Origin of the sequence: Burkholderia sp. Tr-862 (genome assembly GCF_011753085.1) — a bacterium.
GTDB lineage: Bacteria > Pseudomonadota > Gammaproteobacteria > Burkholderiales > Burkholderiaceae > Burkholderia > Burkholderia ambifaria.
The window spans coordinates 17,864-33,441 of sequence record NZ_VWWG01000073.1 but is presented as its reverse complement, the minus strand read 5'-3'; the positions used below and the strand labels follow the sequence as shown (position 1 = coordinate 33,441).

General features: G+C 66.5%; 15 protein-coding genes and 1 tRNA gene. 8 read left to right on the top strand and 8 right to left on the bottom strand.

The window, feature by feature from the left end; genetic code table 11:
* From dprA to F3J14_RS19885, 3 genes are all read left to right on the top strand, one after another.
* Window positions 1-959: DNA-processing protein DprA (gene dprA / locus F3J14_RS19895; protein ID WP_166724476.1), on the top strand; the 959-nt coding region annotated here is incomplete at its 5' end.
* 36 nt (window positions 960-995) lie between these two features.
* Complete coding sequence (locus F3J14_RS19890; RefSeq protein ID WP_166724475.1) at window positions 996-1,376, top strand: thioredoxin family protein; 381 nt, start codon at window positions 996-998, stop codon at window positions 1,374-1,376.
* A gap of 191 nt (window positions 1,377-1,567) precedes the next feature.
* A complete protein-coding gene (locus tag F3J14_RS19885) occupies window positions 1,568-4,165 on the top strand; it encodes a DNA topoisomerase III (RefSeq protein WP_166724474.1) in 2,598 nt (865 codons plus the stop codon).
* A 132-nt stretch (window positions 4,166-4,297) separates the two neighbouring features.
* Here F3J14_RS19885 and F3J14_RS19880 read toward each other — a convergent pair whose 3' ends face one another.
* On the bottom strand, window positions 4,298-5,347 hold the full coding sequence (locus F3J14_RS19880) for a LysR family transcriptional regulator (RefSeq protein ID WP_166724473.1): 1,050 nt from the start codon (window positions 5,345-5,347) through the stop codon (window positions 4,298-4,300).
* A 426-nt stretch (window positions 5,348-5,773) separates the two neighbouring features.
* Between F3J14_RS19880 and F3J14_RS19875 the strand changes: the two genes are divergently transcribed.
* Window positions 5,774-6,787 carry a D-2-hydroxyacid dehydrogenase family protein gene (locus tag F3J14_RS19875; protein ID WP_166724472.1) on the top strand — a complete coding sequence of 338 codons (1,014 nt, stop codon included), beginning with the start codon at window positions 5,774-5,776 and terminating at the stop codon, window positions 6,785-6,787.
* Window positions 6,788-6,836: 49 nt separating this feature from the next.
* On the opposite strand, the gene F3J14_RS19870 is transcribed toward F3J14_RS19875, so the two are convergent.
* Window positions 6,837-7,703 (bottom strand): patatin-like phospholipase family protein, encoded by an 867-nt coding sequence (locus F3J14_RS19870; RefSeq protein WP_166724471.1) that lies wholly within the window; start codon window positions 7,701-7,703, stop codon window positions 6,837-6,839.
* An 8-nt stretch (window positions 7,704-7,711) separates the two neighbouring features.
* Window positions 7,712-8,116, bottom strand: a complete 405-nt coding sequence (locus tag F3J14_RS19865) for a PaaI family thioesterase (RefSeq protein ID WP_040142566.1) — start codon at window positions 8,114-8,116, stop codon at window positions 7,712-7,714.
* Window positions 8,117-8,307: 191 nt separating this feature from the next.
* Here F3J14_RS19865 and F3J14_RS19860 point away from each other — a divergent pair.
* Window positions 8,308-8,383, top strand: a tRNA-Lys gene (locus F3J14_RS19860).
* 187 nt (window positions 8,384-8,570) lie between these two features.
* Window positions 8,571-9,620, top strand: a complete 1,050-nt coding sequence (locus F3J14_RS19855; RefSeq protein ID WP_166724470.1) for a DUF3592 domain-containing protein — start codon at window positions 8,571-8,573, stop codon at window positions 9,618-9,620.
* A 39-nt stretch (window positions 9,621-9,659) separates the two neighbouring features.
* On the opposite strand, the gene F3J14_RS19850 is transcribed toward F3J14_RS19855, so the two are convergent.
* Window positions 9,660-10,274: a CGNR zinc finger domain-containing protein gene (locus tag F3J14_RS19850; protein WP_166724469.1), complete on the bottom strand. Its 615-nt coding sequence runs from the start codon at window positions 10,272-10,274 to the stop codon at window positions 9,660-9,662.
* Window positions 10,275-10,355: 81 nt separating this feature from the next.
* Here F3J14_RS19850 and F3J14_RS19845 point away from each other — a divergent pair, with 81 nt between their 5' ends.
* Entirely contained in the window at window positions 10,356-11,171 is an 816-nt protein-coding gene (locus F3J14_RS19845; protein ID WP_166724468.1) for an alpha/beta hydrolase, read from the top strand.
* Window positions 11,172-11,194: 23 nt separating this feature from the next.
* On the opposite strand, the gene F3J14_RS19840 is transcribed toward F3J14_RS19845, so the two are convergent.
* The 3 genes from F3J14_RS19840 to F3J14_RS19830 are packed head-to-tail and all read right to left on the bottom strand — an operon-like array spanning window position 11,195 to window position 13,427.
* Complete coding sequence (locus F3J14_RS19840) at window positions 11,195-11,953, bottom strand: amino acid ABC transporter ATP-binding protein (RefSeq protein ID WP_166724467.1); 759 nt, start codon at window positions 11,951-11,953, stop codon at window positions 11,195-11,197.
* Window positions 11,950-12,630: an ABC transporter permease subunit gene (locus F3J14_RS19835; protein ID WP_166724466.1), complete on the bottom strand. Its 681-nt coding sequence runs from the start codon at window positions 12,628-12,630 to the stop codon at window positions 11,950-11,952. Before F3J14_RS19835 ends, F3J14_RS19840 begins: the two co-directional genes overlap by 4 nt.
* Before the next feature lie 14 nt (window positions 12,631-12,644).
* Window positions 12,645-13,427 (bottom strand): amino acid ABC transporter substrate-binding protein, encoded by a 783-nt coding sequence (locus F3J14_RS19830; protein ID WP_166724465.1) that lies wholly within the window; start codon window positions 13,425-13,427, stop codon window positions 12,645-12,647.
* Window positions 13,428-13,753: 326 nt separating this feature from the next.
* On the opposite strand from F3J14_RS19830, the gene F3J14_RS19825 reads away from it, so the two are divergent.
* Window positions 13,754-14,023: a hypothetical protein gene (locus tag F3J14_RS19825; RefSeq protein ID WP_166724464.1), complete on the top strand. Its 270-nt coding sequence runs from the start codon at window positions 13,754-13,756 to the stop codon at window positions 14,021-14,023.
* Between the two features lie 87 nt (window positions 14,024-14,110).
* Here the strand turns inward: F3J14_RS19825 and phnY are convergent, their stop codons facing one another.
* A complete protein-coding gene (gene phnY / locus F3J14_RS19820; RefSeq protein ID WP_166724463.1) occupies window positions 14,111-15,565 on the bottom strand; it encodes a phosphonoacetaldehyde dehydrogenase in 1,455 nt (484 codons plus the stop codon).
* Window positions 15,566-15,578 lie beyond the last annotated feature (13 nt).

Sequence of the window (15,578 nt, the reverse complement as noted above, 5' to 3'; positions counted from 1 at the left end):
CGCTGCTATATGTAAAGGGCCGGCTCGACCTGCTGCACGCACGGGGGCTCGCCGTCGTCGGCAGCCGCCACGCGACGCCGCAAGGGCTCGCCGACGCAACGCGCTTCGCGCATGCGCTTTCCGATGCGGGGCTCGCGATCGTCTCGGGCCTCGCGCTCGGCATCGACGGCGCCGCGCATCGCGGCGGGCTCGACGGCCGCGCCAGCACGATCGCGGTGATCGCGACGGGCGCCGACCTCGTCTATCCGGCGCGGCACCGCACGCTCGCGCACGAGATCGCCGCACGCGGCGCGATCCTGTCCGAATGGCCGCTCGGCACGCCCGCGCGGGCGTCGCATTTCCCGCAGCGCAATCGGCTGATCGCCGCACTCGCGCTCGGCGCGCTCGTCATCGAAGCCGCGCCGCGCTCCGGCTCGCTGATCACCGCACGGCTCGCAAACGAGCTGGGCCGCGACGTGTTCGCGATGCCTGGCTCGATCCACGCGCCGCTCGCGCAGGGCTGCCACGCGCTGATCCGCGACGGCGCGAAGCTCACCGCCACGCCGCTCGACGTGCTCGAGGAATACGGGCTGGGCGAACCGGCTGCTCACGCCATCCACGCCAAGACGCATTCGCGTTCGAGCCCCGATAACGTCGAAGCAGCCAGTACGGTGGCGCAACGCGCGGGCGAGCCTGCCGAGAAGGCCGGCTCCGCCGTTCCGGCCGCCGCGTCCGCCGGAATCGAAGGCGCGCCACCCGATACCCCAGCCGAACGATCCGTGCTGGCCGCACTGGGATACGGCCCCGTTACCTACGAATGGCTCGCCGAGCACAGCGGCCTGTCCGACGACGTGCTGCACCGCGCGCTGCTCGCGCTCGAACTGGCCGGCCGCGTCGCGAGCGTGGCCGGCGGACGCTTCGCGCGGCTTGACGCGGCGCCCACCCCGCCCCCGTGCGGCATGCTACATTCCCCTGGATAGGGGCGGCCATGCCGCCGACGTTACCCAAGGAATTCCATGCCCGCGCTGAATCTCGACACCGATGCCGATCGGATCGCCGAGCGCCTCGCCGATCCCGACACGCTGCTGGTCGCCTGCCTGTGCGCCGAGTGGTGCGGCACCTGCCGCGACTACCGGACGGCCTTCGACCAGCTCGCCGACGCCCATCCCGACGCCTGCTTCGCGTGGATCGACATCGAAACCCATGCCGACCGGCTCGACGATCTCGACGTCGAGAATTTCCCGACGATCCTGATCGAAGACGCGAACACCGCGCGCTTCTTCGGCACGGTGCTGCCGCACGCGGCGATCGTCGAACGGATGTTGTCCGACCTGAGCGCGGTACCCGGCGCGCCGCACGCACCGAAATTGCGCACTATCCTGAACGTCGAGGCGTAAATCGCACACCGGCCAGGCGGCTTCCCGCGACGTTGCGCGTGCCGTCGGGCTGGGCGCTTGCCGCCATTGCGCCCCCCCTCTATGATGAGCCGCTTTTTACACGCCGCGCCGCCGTCGCCGCGGCGTGTGCTATAAAGCCGTCGTAAAAGGGACCCACGCCGGCGAACCCGGTCTACCAACACACACCTGTCATGTCCAAAGCTCTGATCATTGCGGAAAAGCCTTCTGTCGCGAACGACATCGCGCGCGCTTTGGGCGGCTTTACCAAGCATGACGAATACTTCGAAAGCGACGAATTCGTCCTTTCCTCCGCGGTCGGCCACCTGCTGGAAATCGCCGCCCCGGAAGAGTACGAGGTCAAGCGCGGCAAATGGAGCTTCGCTCATCTGCCCGTCATCCCCCCGCATTTCGACCTCAACCCGATCGCAAAAAGCGAATCGCGCCTGAAGGTCCTTACCAAGCTGATGAAGCGCAAGGACGTCGACCGCCTGATCAACGCATGTGACGCGGGGCGCGAGGGCGAACTGATTTTCCGCCTGATCGTGCAGCATGCGAAGGCGAAGCAGCCGGTCCAACGCCTTTGGCTGCAGTCGATGACGCCGCAGGCGATTCGCGACGGTTTCGCGCACCTGCGCAGCGACACCGACATGCAGCCGCTCGCCGACGCCGCCCGCTGCCGCTCGGAAGCCGACTGGCTCGTCGGGATCAACGGCACCCGCGCGATGACCGCATTCAACAGCAAGGGCGGCGGCTTCTTCCTGACGACCGTCGGCCGCGTTCAGACGCCAACGCTGTCGATCGTCGTCGAACGTGAAGAGAAAATCCGCCGCTTCATCCCGCGCGACTACTGGGAAGTGAAGGCCGCGTTCGCATGCGCGGGCGGCTTCTACGAAGGCAAGTGGTACGACCCGAAATTCAAGCGGGACGAGTTCGATCCGGAAAGGCGCGACTCCCGCCTGTGGAGCCTGCCGGCCGCCGAAACCATCGTCGCCGCATGCCGCGACCAGATCGGCACGGTGTCCGAGGAATCGAAGCCGTCGACCCAGCTGTCGCCGCTGCTGTTCGACCTGACGAGCCTGCAGCGCGAGGCGAACAGCCGCTTCGGCTTCTCCGCGAAAAACACCCTCGGTCTCGCGCAGGCGCTGTATGAAAAGCACAAGGTGCTGACGTACCCGCGTACCGACGCGCGCGCGCTGCCGGAAGACTACATTTCGACGGTGCAGTCCACGCTCGAGATGCTCAAGGAGAGCCACAACTACCTGCCGCATGCGAAGCGGGTGCTCGACCAGGGCTGGGTGAAGCCGAACAAGCGGATCTTCGACAACTCGAAGATCAGCGACCACTTCGCCATCATCCCGACGCTGCAGGCGCCGAAGTCGCTGTCCGAGCCGGAGCAGAAGCTGTACGACATGGTCGTGAAGCGCTTCCTCGCGGTGTTCTTCCCGGCGGCCGAATTCCGTGTCACGACGCGAATCACCGAAGTCGCCGGCCATCACTTCAAGACTGAAGGCAAGGTGCTCGTCGAGCCGGGCTGGCTGCAGGTGTATGGCCGCGACGCCGAAGGCGCGGACGCGAACCTCGTGCCGGTGCAGAAGGACGAGAAGGTGAAGACAGACGAGATCGCTGCCGTGGCGCTCGTGACCAAGCCGCCCGCACGCTACTCGGAAGCGACGCTGCTGTCCGCGATGGAAGGCGCCGGCAAGCTCGTCGAGGACGACGAGCTGCGCGAGGCGATGGCCGCGAAGGGCCTCGGCACGCCGGCAACGCGCGCGGCGATCATCGAAGGCCTGCTGGGCGAAAAGTATCTCGTGCGCGAAGGCCGCGAGCTGATCCCGACCGCGAAGGCATTCCAGCTGATGACGCTGCTGCGCGGGCTCGGCGTGAAGGAACTGACCGCGCCCGAGCTCACCGGCGAATGGGAATACAAGCTGTCGCAGATGGAGCGCGGCAACCTCGGGCGCGACGCGTTCATGCAGGAAATCGCCCGCATGACGCAGCAGATCGTCAAGCGCGCGAAGGAATACGATTCCGACACGATCCCCGGCGATTACGCGACGCTCGAGACGCCGTGCCCGAACTGCGGCGGCCAGGTGAAGGAAAACTACCGCCGCTTCGCGTGCACGAAGTGCGAGTTCTCGATCTCGAAGATTCCGGGCAGCCGGCAGTTCGAGATCGCGGAAGTCGAGGAACTGCTGCAGCAGAAGACCATCGGCCCGCTGTCCGGTTTCCGCAGCAAGATGGGCCGTCCGTTCTCGGCGATCCTGAAGCTCTCGTTCGACGATGAAACGAAGAACTACAAGCTCGAGTTCGACTTCGGCCAGGACCAGGGCGGCGAGGAAGGCGAGGCGCCCGACTTCTCCGAGCAGGAACCGGTCGGCGCGTGCCCGAAATGCAACGGCCGCGTGTTCGAGCACGGGATGAGCTATGTGTGCGAGCACTCGGTCGCGAATCCGAAGACCTGCGACTTCCGCTCGGGCAAGGTGATCCTGCAGCAGGAAATCACGCGCGAGCAGATGGCCAAGCTCCTCGCCGACGGCCGCACGGATCTGATGCCGAACTTCAAGTCGTCGCGCACGGGCCGCAACTTCAAGGCGTTCCTCGTGAAGCAGCCGGACGGCAAGATCGGTTTCGAGTTCGAAAAGAAGGAGCCGAAGGCTGCTGCCGCGAAGAAGACGGCAAAATCGGCGACGAAGGATGCCGAAACCGTGACGGAAGGCGCCGACGAGAAACCGGCACCGGCCCGCAAAACCGCCGCCCGCAAGACGACGGCGCGCAAGACGGGCTCGTAACGACCCGGCCGCCGGGGGGCTCCCCCCGGTGCATTGCACGCTGGTCAAACGGCGATAAAAAAACGCGGATCGATCGCTCGATCCGCGTTTTTCTTTTGGTGCCGGCCGCGTCAATGCGCGGCCGCCGCGCCGTTACAGCGGTGACGGCACCGCGACGCGCGGGCGCGCCGAGCGCGCGAGGCGCGGCTGCAGGTTCGGGTCGGTCGATTCGGGCTGCTCGGCACGCATCTCGACGCCGATCGGCGCAGGCATCGCACTCTGTGCGGCCCACTGCTCGCCAATCACCGCATCGGTCGCGTGGCTGAAATATTCAACGAGGTGGTCGATGAACGTGCGCACCTTCGCGGGCAGATGGCGCCGGCTCGGGTATGCAATGTTGATCTCGACCTGCGGCAGCCGGAAATCCGGCAGCAACCGCACCAGCGCGCCGCGCGCGATGTCGCCGCCGATCAGGTAGCTCGGCAGGATCGCGACGCCCATCCCGAGCAACGCGAACTGGCGCAGCATCGCGGTGTTGTTCGCGACGATCACGTTGGTCGGGCGCACGCGCACCTCGCCATCGGGCCCCGTGAACACCCGCTCGTCGCCCCAGTATTCGGTCGGCAGGCTCAGCGCCGGGTGCTCGGCGAGTTGTTCCGGATGAGTCGGCACGCCATGCTTTTCCAGGTAGCTCGGCGTCGCGCACACGGTCATGCAGCCCGTGGTCAGCCGCCGCGTGACGATGCTCGCGCTGCGCATCTGGCGCGTGACGACGATGCCGACGTCGAAACCTTCCTCGACGAGATCGACCTGGCGGTCGACCAGCGTCAGATCCGGCACCACTTTCGGGAAATTTTCCGTGTACGACTGCAGCACGGGGGCAAGGTTATGCAGGCCGAACACGACCGGCGCGACGATGCGCAACGTGCCGACCGGCTCGTGATTGCGCGCGACGACCATCTGTTCGACATCCTCGAGCTCATCGAGAATCTGGCGCGCCCGCTCCAGATAGACCTGGCCCGACTCCGTCAGCGAAAGGCTGCGCGTGGTGCGGTTCAGCAACCGCGTGCCAAGCCGGCCCTCCAGATCGGCGACGTGACGCGTCGCGACTGCGTTGGAGATATCCATTGCACTCGCGGCCCGCGCAAAACTGCCGAGATCTGCAACCTTGACGAACACGCGCATCGACTGCAAATGATCCATAAACGACTCCTGCCGCTGTTACAACTTCAAAAAGTTGAAGCCTATGCGTAATTCTCCTACGACAACGGAAATGATGCAGAGTTGCTCAACAAGGCCCGGGTTGACGATAAAAATAGTCAAAAATCCTCACTCATCGCGAACGGATGATCCAATTATTCTGATCGAAGCAACAATTGGGTGAACCTCGTCGCGTAAACGTTCGAATCAGAAAGGACGTATTTGATGCGACACATCAGCGCACCCCGCCTCCCGCGCGAAAGCGGCGCCGGGTCAGGCCGCCACGATTGCGGCGGAGCGTAACAACCTGTTAAAAAGACACCACGACGGACACCGACGTAGCATCATGTCGGCCCCGGCCGGGCGGACGGGTGCGCGACGTGCGCCGCCGCCACCGCCGCCGCTTCCAACGCGCGACTCCCGCTGATCATGAAAATTGCCATCCTCGACGACTACCAGGACGCCGTCCGCAAGCTGAACTGCTTCGAGATGCTCGCCGAGCACGACGTGAAGGTCTTCAACAACACGGTGCGCGGCCTGGGGCAGCTCGCGAGCCGTCTCGCGGAAGTCGAGGCGCTCGTGCTGATTCGCGAGCGCACGCCGATTTCGTCGCAACTGCTCGCCAAGCTGCCGAACCTGCGCATGATCAGCCAGACCGGCCGGATCTCGAGCCACATCGACCTCGAAGCGTGTACCGACCGCGGCATCGCGGTGCTCGAGGGCGCGGGTTCGCCGGTCGCGCCGGCCGAACTGACCTGGGCACTCGTGATGGCCGCCCAGCGCCGCATTCCGCAATACGTCGCGAACCTGAAGCAGGGTGCGTGGCAGCAGTCGGGCCTGAAGACGTCGGCCATGCCGCCGAACTTCGGCCTGGGCCAGGTGCTGCGCGGCCAGACGCTCGGCATCTGGGGCTACGGCAAGATCGGCCGGCTGGTCGCCGGCTATGGCAAGGCGTTCGGGATGAACGTGCTGATCTGGGGCCGCGAGCATTCACTCGAGGCCGCGCGCGCCGACGGCTACACGGCCGCCGAGAGCCGCGAAGCGCTGTTCGAGCAGAGCGACGTGCTGTCGCTGCACTTGCGCATGCACGACGACACACGCGGGATCGTCAAGCAGGAAGACCTGATGCGGATGAAGCCAACGTCGCTGCTCGTCAACACGAGCCGCGCGGAGCTGCTGGAGGAAAACGCGCTCGTGAACGCGCTGTCGCACAACCGTCCGGGGATGGTCGCGATCGACGTGTTCGAAAGCGAGCCGATCCTGCAGGGCTACAGCCTGCTGCGGATGGAAAACGTGATCTGCACGCCGCACATCGGCTACGTCGAACGCGAAAGCTATGAGCTCTATTTCAGCGCGGCGTTCCGGAACATCCTCGCGTTCGACCAGGGCGACATGTCGAGCGTGGTCAACCCGGAAGCGCTGACGCCGCGCCGCGTGCGCTGACCGGCGCGGGCCGCGCTCGCCGCGCGGCCCCGTTTCTCCATTCCCGCCTTCAGGCGGCCACGCGGCCGCCGGTCATCGCGTCGACGCGCGTGAGGAAATGCTCGCCGTCGCGCCGCCCGAGGTCGTACGCATGCCGCATCTGCGACGGACTCGTGTAATCCCAGCTCGAAATCGGCACCTTGCGCGACGGTTGTACATAGAGCCGCCGCTGCTCGCCGTGCGCGACCGTAAACATCTGCGGGCGCGGATACAGCCGCGTGACGAGCACCAGCACGTCGCCCGGCGAGGGGTCGAGCGCGCCGACCGGCACGTTGTCGACCATGCCGCCGTCGAGCACCGGCCGGCCGCCGCGACGCAGCACTGGCGTGAACGGCGGTGTGCACGACGACTGCAGGATCAGATCGGCGAGTTCGTCGACGCTCGTGCAGGCCTGCGCACGCACGAATTCGGGCCGGAAGCCGAGCGTGCGCCCGAGCGTCGGGTGCAGCGTCTTGCGCACGTACTTTTCGATGTTGTACGCAACGAGGCCCGCGGCGACCGCGCTGCGCGCGCCGAGCCAGCGCGGCACGTGCGACACGCCGATGCGGATCTCCGGCGCGTCGGCGAGTTGCGCGAACGGCTCTCCGTAGATGTCGAGCAGCGCCTGGCGGTAGATCCGGTAATGCGGAAACACGGGCTCGCGCCCGAACAGGTTGCCCCAGTACGCGTTCTTGCGATTGTGGCGCAGCGCTTCCTCGTAATAGCGCATCACCCATGCGGCGTCGCGCGTATACAGCATGCAGGCGGTCGCCGCGCCGGCCGAGATGCCGGCGATCACGCGCGGGCGCAAGCCGAGCGCCGGCTGCGCGACATCCCAGAAGCCGGCCTGCCACCAGCAGCGATTGCCTCCTCCCGCGAAGACGATCTGGTCGAACATCGCGCCGCTCAGCTGACGAGCGCGTAGGTCGACGTCGCGTGAACGGCCATCTTGCCGTCCTCGTCGAACAGTTCGACTTCGCCGAATACCAGGTTGCGGCCCATCCGCAGCACGCGCGCGGTGACAAGCACGTCGCCCTTGCGCACCGGACGCATGAAGTTCGTGTTCAGCGAGACGGTCGTCATCGGCCGGAATTCGCCGAGCGCGACCGAGATCGCGACCACCATCGCGGTGTCGGCGGCGGCCGTGAACACCTGGCCGCAGATGATGCCGCCCGAATGACGGAATTCACCGGAAAACGGCAGGCGCATCGTCACGCTGTCGTCGCCGATCGATACGGGGACCAGACCGAGCGAGCGGACCCACGGGGCCAGCAGGCGATCCAGCAATTCGCGGACTGCGTTTTCGTCCATCTTCGAATGTCCAGAAAACGTTGCGCGACCGCCGCGCAACAGGTGTGGACGTCATCATACCGGGAGCGCGCCAACTGCGATGGCTCGCCACCGCGCCGACGGCCGCGGTCGGAGTGACGAAATATTTTCAGGAAATTTGCAGAAAGGTGTTGCAAAGACCGAAATACCCGTGCATAATCTTTCTTCTGTTGGGGGCGTTAGCTCAGTTGGTAGAGCAGCGGACTCTTAATCCGTAGGTCGAGTGTTCGAGTCACTCACGCCCCACCAGGAATTCCGAAGCCCGGTTAGCGAAAGCTAACCGGGCTTTTTCCATTTCCGGCGCCGCCCGGCTCCCCCGCGTCACGGCATGCGCATACATACATGCCCCGCTCCCGCGCTTTCCCGCTAGAATCGTCCGACAAATATCACACGACCGGCATGGTGATCGCCGTATCGCCACCGGCACTGAGAGAGCATGGGACGTCGAACATGGAATCATGTGAGCGAGACGCGACCATTCAGAGGGCATGGTCACGCCGATATCGGTGCGCACGTCGAGTCGCGCCCTCCACCCGATCGCATCCGGACGCATCGCACGACGCACGCAGCGGATCCGGTCATGCTGCGTAAGGACGCACTCGTCGCGTTCGCGCTCGGTATTGCGCTGCTCGTGGTCGCGGCCGCGCTCGCCGTCATCGCGGGCGGCGCGGCCGGCCATCTGGTCCGCGCGCCGGGCACGGTCGTGCGCATCGTGCAGGACAGCGACGCGATGCGTGCATACCGCCCGATCGTCGCCTATCTCGCGAACGACGGGCGGCGCCGCGAAGTCGCCGGCAATACCGCATCGATGGTCCCGGCTTACGACATCGGCGAAAGCGTCGACGTCCTGGTCGACCCGGACCATCCGAACCGTCCCGCGCTGATCGACGATTTCGAGCAACGCTGGTTTCCCGTCGCGGTACCCACCCTGCTCGCGCTCGCGTCGCTTGCGATCGGCAGCCTGCTGTACGTGAACGAGCGCCGCAACCGGCAAGCCGACGCGCTTTCCGCACCGGCCGACCGCAAGACGATCCGGCGCCGCTGGAACTTCGCGATCGTGCTGATCCCGATCGCGATCGGCACCGGTTTCCTGGTCGGCGCCGGCGCTGTCGGGTTGCGCCAGTGGCAGATCGACCGCCATTACGCGCGCTCGATCGGCCATGTCGTCGAGATCGCCGAAGCGGCCCACTCGCCCCCCGCCCGCACGTCGCTCTACTCGGTGAGCGTCGCGTTCACGACCGACAGCGGCCGTCAGGTCACGTTCGCGCAAGGCTCGGCGTCATCTAATCCCGGGCTGTACGAAGGCGAGATCGTCAACGTGCTGTACGACCCCGTCACGCCCGAGCGCGCGGTCGTCGACCGGTTCTGGGACCGGTGGGCGCTCACGGCGATCCTGTTCGCGATCGGCACGCCATTCCTGGCAGCAGGGTTGTTCGTTGCCGGCACCCTGTGGCCCGAGCATCGGCCGCACGAAATCGCTGAATGACGAACGACGAACCGGGCCGGCGACACCGCGGCCCCTATCTCACCGCTCCCTGAACGCCTCCACCTTCGCGCGGTTCCCGCACGTACGCATGTCGCACCAGCGTCGCCCGACGCCGCGGCCGCGATCGACGAAGAACCACGTACAGCGGCCGCACTGCCGCACACGCGCGAAGTCGTCACCGCGCAGCAGATGCTCGAACCCAAGCGCGGCCGCGTCGATCCAGCGCGACGCGGCGCGCGCATCGGGGCGCCACGCGAAGCGGCCATCGACGGCGTCGAACGTGCTGCGCCCAATCGCCTCGCGAATCGCCACGGCGAGCCGGTCCGCCGCTCGCGCGCCGGCGCTGCCGCCGTCGCCGGCCGTCAGGTGCGCGAGCGCCGCATACGCATCCTCGCGAAAGCCGTGCAGCGCAGCCAGTTCGTCGGCGCCGTCCTGCCGGGGATGACGCAGGAACCGCGTCAGATCGGCCGCCGCCAGCAACCCGGACTTCCCGGCCCACGCGCGGACGGCCGGCCAGTCGACGAGCTTGTCCTCGTCGCGCGTCTTGCCCGTGTCGGCCACCGTGTTCAGGAAGTCGAGCGCCGGATGGCCGCCGACGAAATCAGCCGCGCGCCATGCGTGCGCCTGTCGCGCAGGCTCGTATCGAGTAACCATTTATTTGCACCTATCGGTTTCATATCCGGACGAACCGGCGTAACCTGTTAACAACCAATACAGGTTAGCACGGAGGTACCGATGCTCGATCTCGCCAATCGCTTCATTTTCGAAGGTCACCGGATCGCCTGGGGCTCGCTCGGCGAAGGGCCGCCGCTCGTGCTCGTGCACGGCACGCCGTTTTCATCGCAGGTATGGCGCCGGATCGCGCCATGGCTCGCGCGGCGCCATCGCGTGTTCTTCTACGACCTGCTCGGCTACGGCCAGTCGGACATGCCCGACGCGGACGTGTCGCTCGGCCGGCAGAACGTGCTGTTCGGCGCGCTGCTCGACGAATGGAAGATTTCGCGCCCGCGCGTGCTTGCGCACGACTACGGCGGCGCGACGGTGCTGCGCGCGCATTTCCTCGACGGCATCGCGTATTCGGACCTGACGCTCGTGAACCCGGTCGCGATCGCGCCGCAGGGCTCGCCGTTCGTGCGGCATGTCGCGCAGCACGAAGCCGCGTTCACCGGGTTGCCGGCCTATGCGCATCACGCGCTCGTGTCGGCCTATATCGGCAATGCGGTCGCGCAGCCGTTGAGCGACGACGTGCTGTCGATCTACCGCGCGCCATGGCTCACGCCCGCCGGCCAGGCCGCGTTCTATCGGCAAATCGCGCAGATGCGCCAGCGCTACATCGAGGAAGCGGAGGCCCGCTACGCGCCGCCGGACTTTCCGGTGCGCATCGTATGGGGCGAGGACGACGGTTGGATTCCGCTCGAACAGGGGCAGGCGCTTGCCGATCGCATCGCGAACGGTCAGCTGACCCGGGTCCCGCACGCGGGCCATCTGGTTCAGGAAGATGCGCCGGAAGCGATCGTCGCCGCCGTGCTCGACGGGTACGCGCCGGGCTGAGCATCACCGCATCGCGTGTCGCGTCAGAACACCGGCGCGCCTTGCGCGAGCGTCGCGACGAACTTCGCGGTGCGCGGGTCGCGCGGCCGGCCGAACACGTCGCGCGATGAGCCGGCTTCGACGATGCGGCCGTCGGCGAGGAACACCGCATCGTGCGCGATCGACGCGGCCAGGCGCAGGTCGTGCGTGGCCATCAGCATCGTCGTGCCTTCGCGCGCGAGCTGGCGCAGCACCTCGACCACTTCGACGGACAGCTCCGGATCGAGTGCCGACGTCGGCTCGTCGCACAGCAGCACTTGGGGAGACGGCGCGAGCGCCCGCGCGATCGCCACGCGCTGCTGCTGTCCGCCCGACAGCGTGGCCGGCCATGCGTCGGCCTTGTCCGCGATGCCGACCTTGTCGAGCAGCGCAAGCGCCCGCTGGCGCGCCCGCTCGCGCGGCCAACGCTGCACGGTCACGAGCCCCTCCATCACGTTCTGCACGACGCTCAGGTGCGGAAACAACTGGAAGTTCTGGAACACCATACCGGTCTGCTTGCGCACCGCGAACACTGCGTCGCGCGACGGCCGACGCGCCGGCACGAAGTCGATGCGCGCATCGCCGACTGCAAGCGTACCCGCCTCCGGCACCTCGAGCAGGTTCACGCAGCGCAGCAGCGTGCTCTTGCCGCTGCCGGACGGGCCAATCAATGCGGTCACGCTACCCGGCTGCAACGCGAGGTCGATCCCGCTCAGCACGCGATGCGAGCCGAACGACTTGTCGATGCGTTCGAGTCGGATCATCGCAACTCCGCCTGGAACAGCGCGTGGCGGCCGAAGCGAAGCTCCAGCCGGCGTTGCAGCGACGACAGCACCGAGCTGAACAGCAGATAGATCAGCGCGGCTTCGGTATAGAGGATCAGCGGCTCGTAGGTCACGGCCGCGATGCGTTGCGCGGCCTGGAAGATCTCGGGCACGGTCAACACGGCCGCGAGCGACGTGTCCTTCACGAGCGAAATGAATGAATTCGACAGCGCGGGCAGCGCGACGCGCGCGGCCTGCGGCAGGATCGCGCGGCGCAGCGCCTGCGCGCGCGTCATCGCCATCGAGTACGCGGCTTCCCACTGCCCCTTCGGGATCGACTCGATCACGCCGCGAATCACTTCCGCGTTGTACGCGCCGACGTTCAGCGAGAAGCCGATCACGGCGGCCGTCAGCGGATCGAGCACGATGCCGACGTTCGGCAATCCGTAGAAGATCACGAACAACTGCACGAGCAGCGGCGAGCCGCGGAACAGCCAGATATAGAACCGCACGACGGCCTGCGCCCAGCGCGGCCCGAACAGCCGCACGAGCGCCGCGCCGAACGCGAGCAACAGGCCGATCGCGAACGACGCGAGCGTGAGCGGGACCGTAAACACGAGCCCTGCGACCAGCAGGGGGCGCAACGATTCCACCATCAGGTGCAGCCAGGCCGGCATCGTTCAGCCTCGCGTCACGGCTGCGACACGTCGCGGCCGAAGTACTTCTGCGAGATCTTCGCGTAGGTGCCGTCCGCCTTGATGTCCGCCAGCGCCTTGTCGATCGCCGCCATCAGCGCGGGGCTGCCCTTGCGCAGCAGCACGCCCGACGCGTCGCCCGCGCCGCTCGTGTCGGTCGCCGCGATCTTCAGTTTCGCGTCGGGTTTGTGCTTGCGGAAATCGAGGTACGACAGCGAATCGTTGATCGTTGCATCGACGCGGCCGGACGTCAGCAGGTCGATCGATTCGTTGAAGCCCTGCACCGGCACCACGTCCGCGCCGTGCGCGGCCGCGAGCTTGCCGAAATTGCTGGTCAGCGTGTTCGCGGATTTCTTGCCCTTCAGGTCGTCGAACGAGCGGATCGTCGTGTTGTCCGCGCGCACGATCAGCACCGCGTGCGACGTGATGTACGGCGTCGAGAAATCGTATTTCGCCTTGCGCGCGTCGGTGATCGACACTTCGTTGACGACCGCGTCGTAGCGGTTCACGTCGAGGCCCGCGATCAGCCCGTCCCACTTGCCTTCGACGAACTGCAGCTTCACGCCGAGACGATGCGCGATCGCGGTCGCGATGTCGACGTCGAAGCCTGTCAGCTTGCCGGTCTCGTCGTGATACGTGAACGGCGCGTAGGTGCCTTCGGTGCCGACGCGGAACACGCCGGACGACTTGATCTGCGACAGGTCGTCGGCAGCCAGCGCGCTGGTGGCCGCGACGGCCTGCAGCAGCGCGACGACCAGGATGGAGCGGAGGAATTTCATGGTGCGGACCCCGAATGATTGGAGAGAATCATCCCGCCGGCGCGCCTGCGCCGCTCGAGAGGTCCGCGAATTCTACCGATGCGTCGAGGCCCGGCAAAAACGCAAATCGGCTAACGATATGAGCGCGACGAATAACGCGCCGACCAGCCCCCTTATCCCTCAGATGAAATCCGTCGCGATGCAGCCCGGCAATGGTCCGACGATTCGTTACCGGCGGTTACAGAAGCGACACCGCGGTATCACCCGCTCGGCATGCGCTACGTACCATGAAGGCAGGTAATCCTGTTGCTCGCGGGCCTTGCCCCCGCGAACGGAGTGAACGGCAAATGAAACGCATCCTGTTCTCCAGTGCCGTCGGCCTCGCGGCCGCCTGCCTGTCGGCAAGCGCATTCGCGCACGCCGACGTCGGTGTGTACTTCGGCGTGCCGGGGCCGGTAATCGAGGCGCCGCCGCCTGTCTACTACACGCCGCCGCCGGTCGTGTACGAGCCGGCACCCGCCTATTACGGCCCGTACTACGGCGAATATCGCTACCGCCGCTACCGGCATGACAACGGCTGGCATCGCGGCTGGCGACATCACCGCGACGACGACTGACCGTCGCCTGGCGGCCATCTCGGCCGCCTCCCGCCCAGGTAAATTCCGCGCGCCGGCCTTCGAGCCGGCGTGCGCCTTACACGTCGCTTACCACGGCAGCGAATACGTCTTCGTATTCGTGAAGCTCTTCATTGCTTCCTGCACGCCCTCCTTGTACCCGAGCCCCGAATCCTTCACGCCGCCGAACGGCGTCAGTTCGAGCCGGTAGCCCGGCACCTCGCGCACGTTCACGCTGCCGACCTCGAGCTCCGTGATGAAGCGCGTGATGCTGTCGAAGCGGTTCGTGCAGACCGATGACGACAACGCATAGTCGGTGCTGTTCGACATCCGGATCGCCTCGTCGATGTCGCGAAAGCGCATGATCGGCGACACGGGGCCGAACGTCTCGTACTTCACGAGCGGCATGTCGGGCGTCACGCGATCGATGACGGTCGGCGAGTACAGCGCACCGTCGCGCACGTTGCCGACCAGCAGGCGCGCCCCGCGCGCAATCGCGTCGTTCACCTGCTGCTCGCAGAACTTCGCGGCCGCTTCGTCGATCACCGTGCCCATGTCGACCGATGGATCGGCCGGGTTCCCGTACGCCCACGCACGGGTTTTCTCGACGACCAGCTCGGTGAAGCGATCGGCCACCGCCTCGTGCACGAGCATCCGCTTGATCGCGGTGCAGCGCTGCCCCGAGTTCTTGTACGAGCCCGACACCGCGAGCGTGCTCGCCTCGTCGAGATCGGCATCCTCCATCACGATGATCGGATCGTTGCCGCCGAGCTCGAGCACCGCGCGCCGGTAGCCCATCCGCGACGCGATCGACTTGCCGATCGACACGCCGCCGGTAAACGTGATCAGGTCGATCGCCGGGTTCGTGATCAGCTCGTCCGCGATTTCCTTCGGGTCGCCGGTCAGCACCTGCAGCATCTGCGGCGGCAGGCCGGCTTCATACAGGATGTCCGCGAACAGGTAGCACGATAGCGGCACCTTCTCCGACGGCTTCACGACGATCCGGTTGTTGGTCGCGACCGACGGCACGACCTTGTGCGCGACCTGGTTCATCGGATGGTTGAACGGCGTGATCGCGGAAATCACGCCGAGCAGCGGCTCGCGCTGCGTGTACACGCGGCGCTTCTTGCCGTGCGGCGTCAGATCGCACGAGAAGATCTGCCCGTCGTCCTTCAGCACTTCGCCCGCGCCGAACGTGAGCACGTCGGCGACGCGCCCGGCTTCATACGTTGAATCCTTCAGACACAACCCGGCCTCGGCCGTGATCAGCGCCGCGATCTCGGCGGTGCGCGAGCGCACGATGTCGGCCGCGCGGCGCAGGATCGCCGCGCGCTCGTGGCGCGTGAGCGACGGCCGGTATGCACGCGCGACCGCAAACGCGCGCCGCACGTCGTCGAGCGTCGCCTTCGGCACGGTGCCGACGAGCGCGCCGTCGTACGGGTTGCGCACCTCGATCACCGCGTCGCGATGGATCCTTTCACCATCGATTCGCAGTGCTTCACGATGAAGCGCGCGGACCTCCGTCGATGCTGCAATGGCGTTCATGAGTATCTCCCTG

Coding starts and splice junctions, on each gene's coding strand:
- F3J14_RS19890 (WP_166724475.1), top strand. CDS start 996: ATGCCCGCGCTGAATCTCGACACCGATGCCGATCGGATCGCCGAGCGC.
- F3J14_RS19885 (WP_166724474.1), top strand. CDS start 1,568: ATGTCCAAAGCTCTGATCATTGCGGAAAAGCCTTCTGTCGCGAACGAC.
- F3J14_RS19880 (WP_166724473.1), bottom strand. CDS start 5,347: ATGGATCATTTGCAGTCGATGCGCGTGTTCGTCAAGGTTGCAGATCTC.
- F3J14_RS19875 (WP_166724472.1), top strand. CDS start 5,774: ATGAAAATTGCCATCCTCGACGACTACCAGGACGCCGTCCGCAAGCTG.
- F3J14_RS19870 (WP_166724471.1), bottom strand. CDS start 7,703: ATGTTCGACCAGATCGTCTTCGCGGGAGGAGGCAATCGCTGCTGGTGG.
- F3J14_RS19865 (WP_040142566.1), bottom strand. CDS start 8,116: ATGGACGAAAACGCAGTCCGCGAATTGCTGGATCGCCTGCTGGCCCCG.
- F3J14_RS19855 (WP_166724470.1), top strand. CDS start 8,571: ATGGGACGTCGAACATGGAATCATGTGAGCGAGACGCGACCATTCAGA.
- F3J14_RS19850 (WP_166724469.1), bottom strand. CDS start 10,274: ATGGTTACTCGATACGAGCCTGCGCGACAGGCGCACGCATGGCGCGCG.
- F3J14_RS19845 (WP_166724468.1), top strand. CDS start 10,356: ATGCTCGATCTCGCCAATCGCTTCATTTTCGAAGGTCACCGGATCGCC.
- F3J14_RS19840 (WP_166724467.1), bottom strand. CDS start 11,953: ATGATCCGACTCGAACGCATCGACAAGTCGTTCGGCTCGCATCGCGTG.
- F3J14_RS19835 (WP_166724466.1), bottom strand. CDS start 12,630: ATGCCGGCCTGGCTGCACCTGATGGTGGAATCGTTGCGCCCCCTGCTG.
- F3J14_RS19830 (WP_166724465.1), bottom strand. CDS start 13,427: ATGAAATTCCTCCGCTCCATCCTGGTCGTCGCGCTGCTGCAGGCCGTC.
- F3J14_RS19825 (WP_166724464.1), top strand. CDS start 13,754: ATGAAACGCATCCTGTTCTCCAGTGCCGTCGGCCTCGCGGCCGCCTGC.
- phnY (WP_166724463.1), bottom strand. CDS start 15,565: ATGAACGCCATTGCAGCATCGACGGAGGTCCGCGCGCTTCATCGTGAA.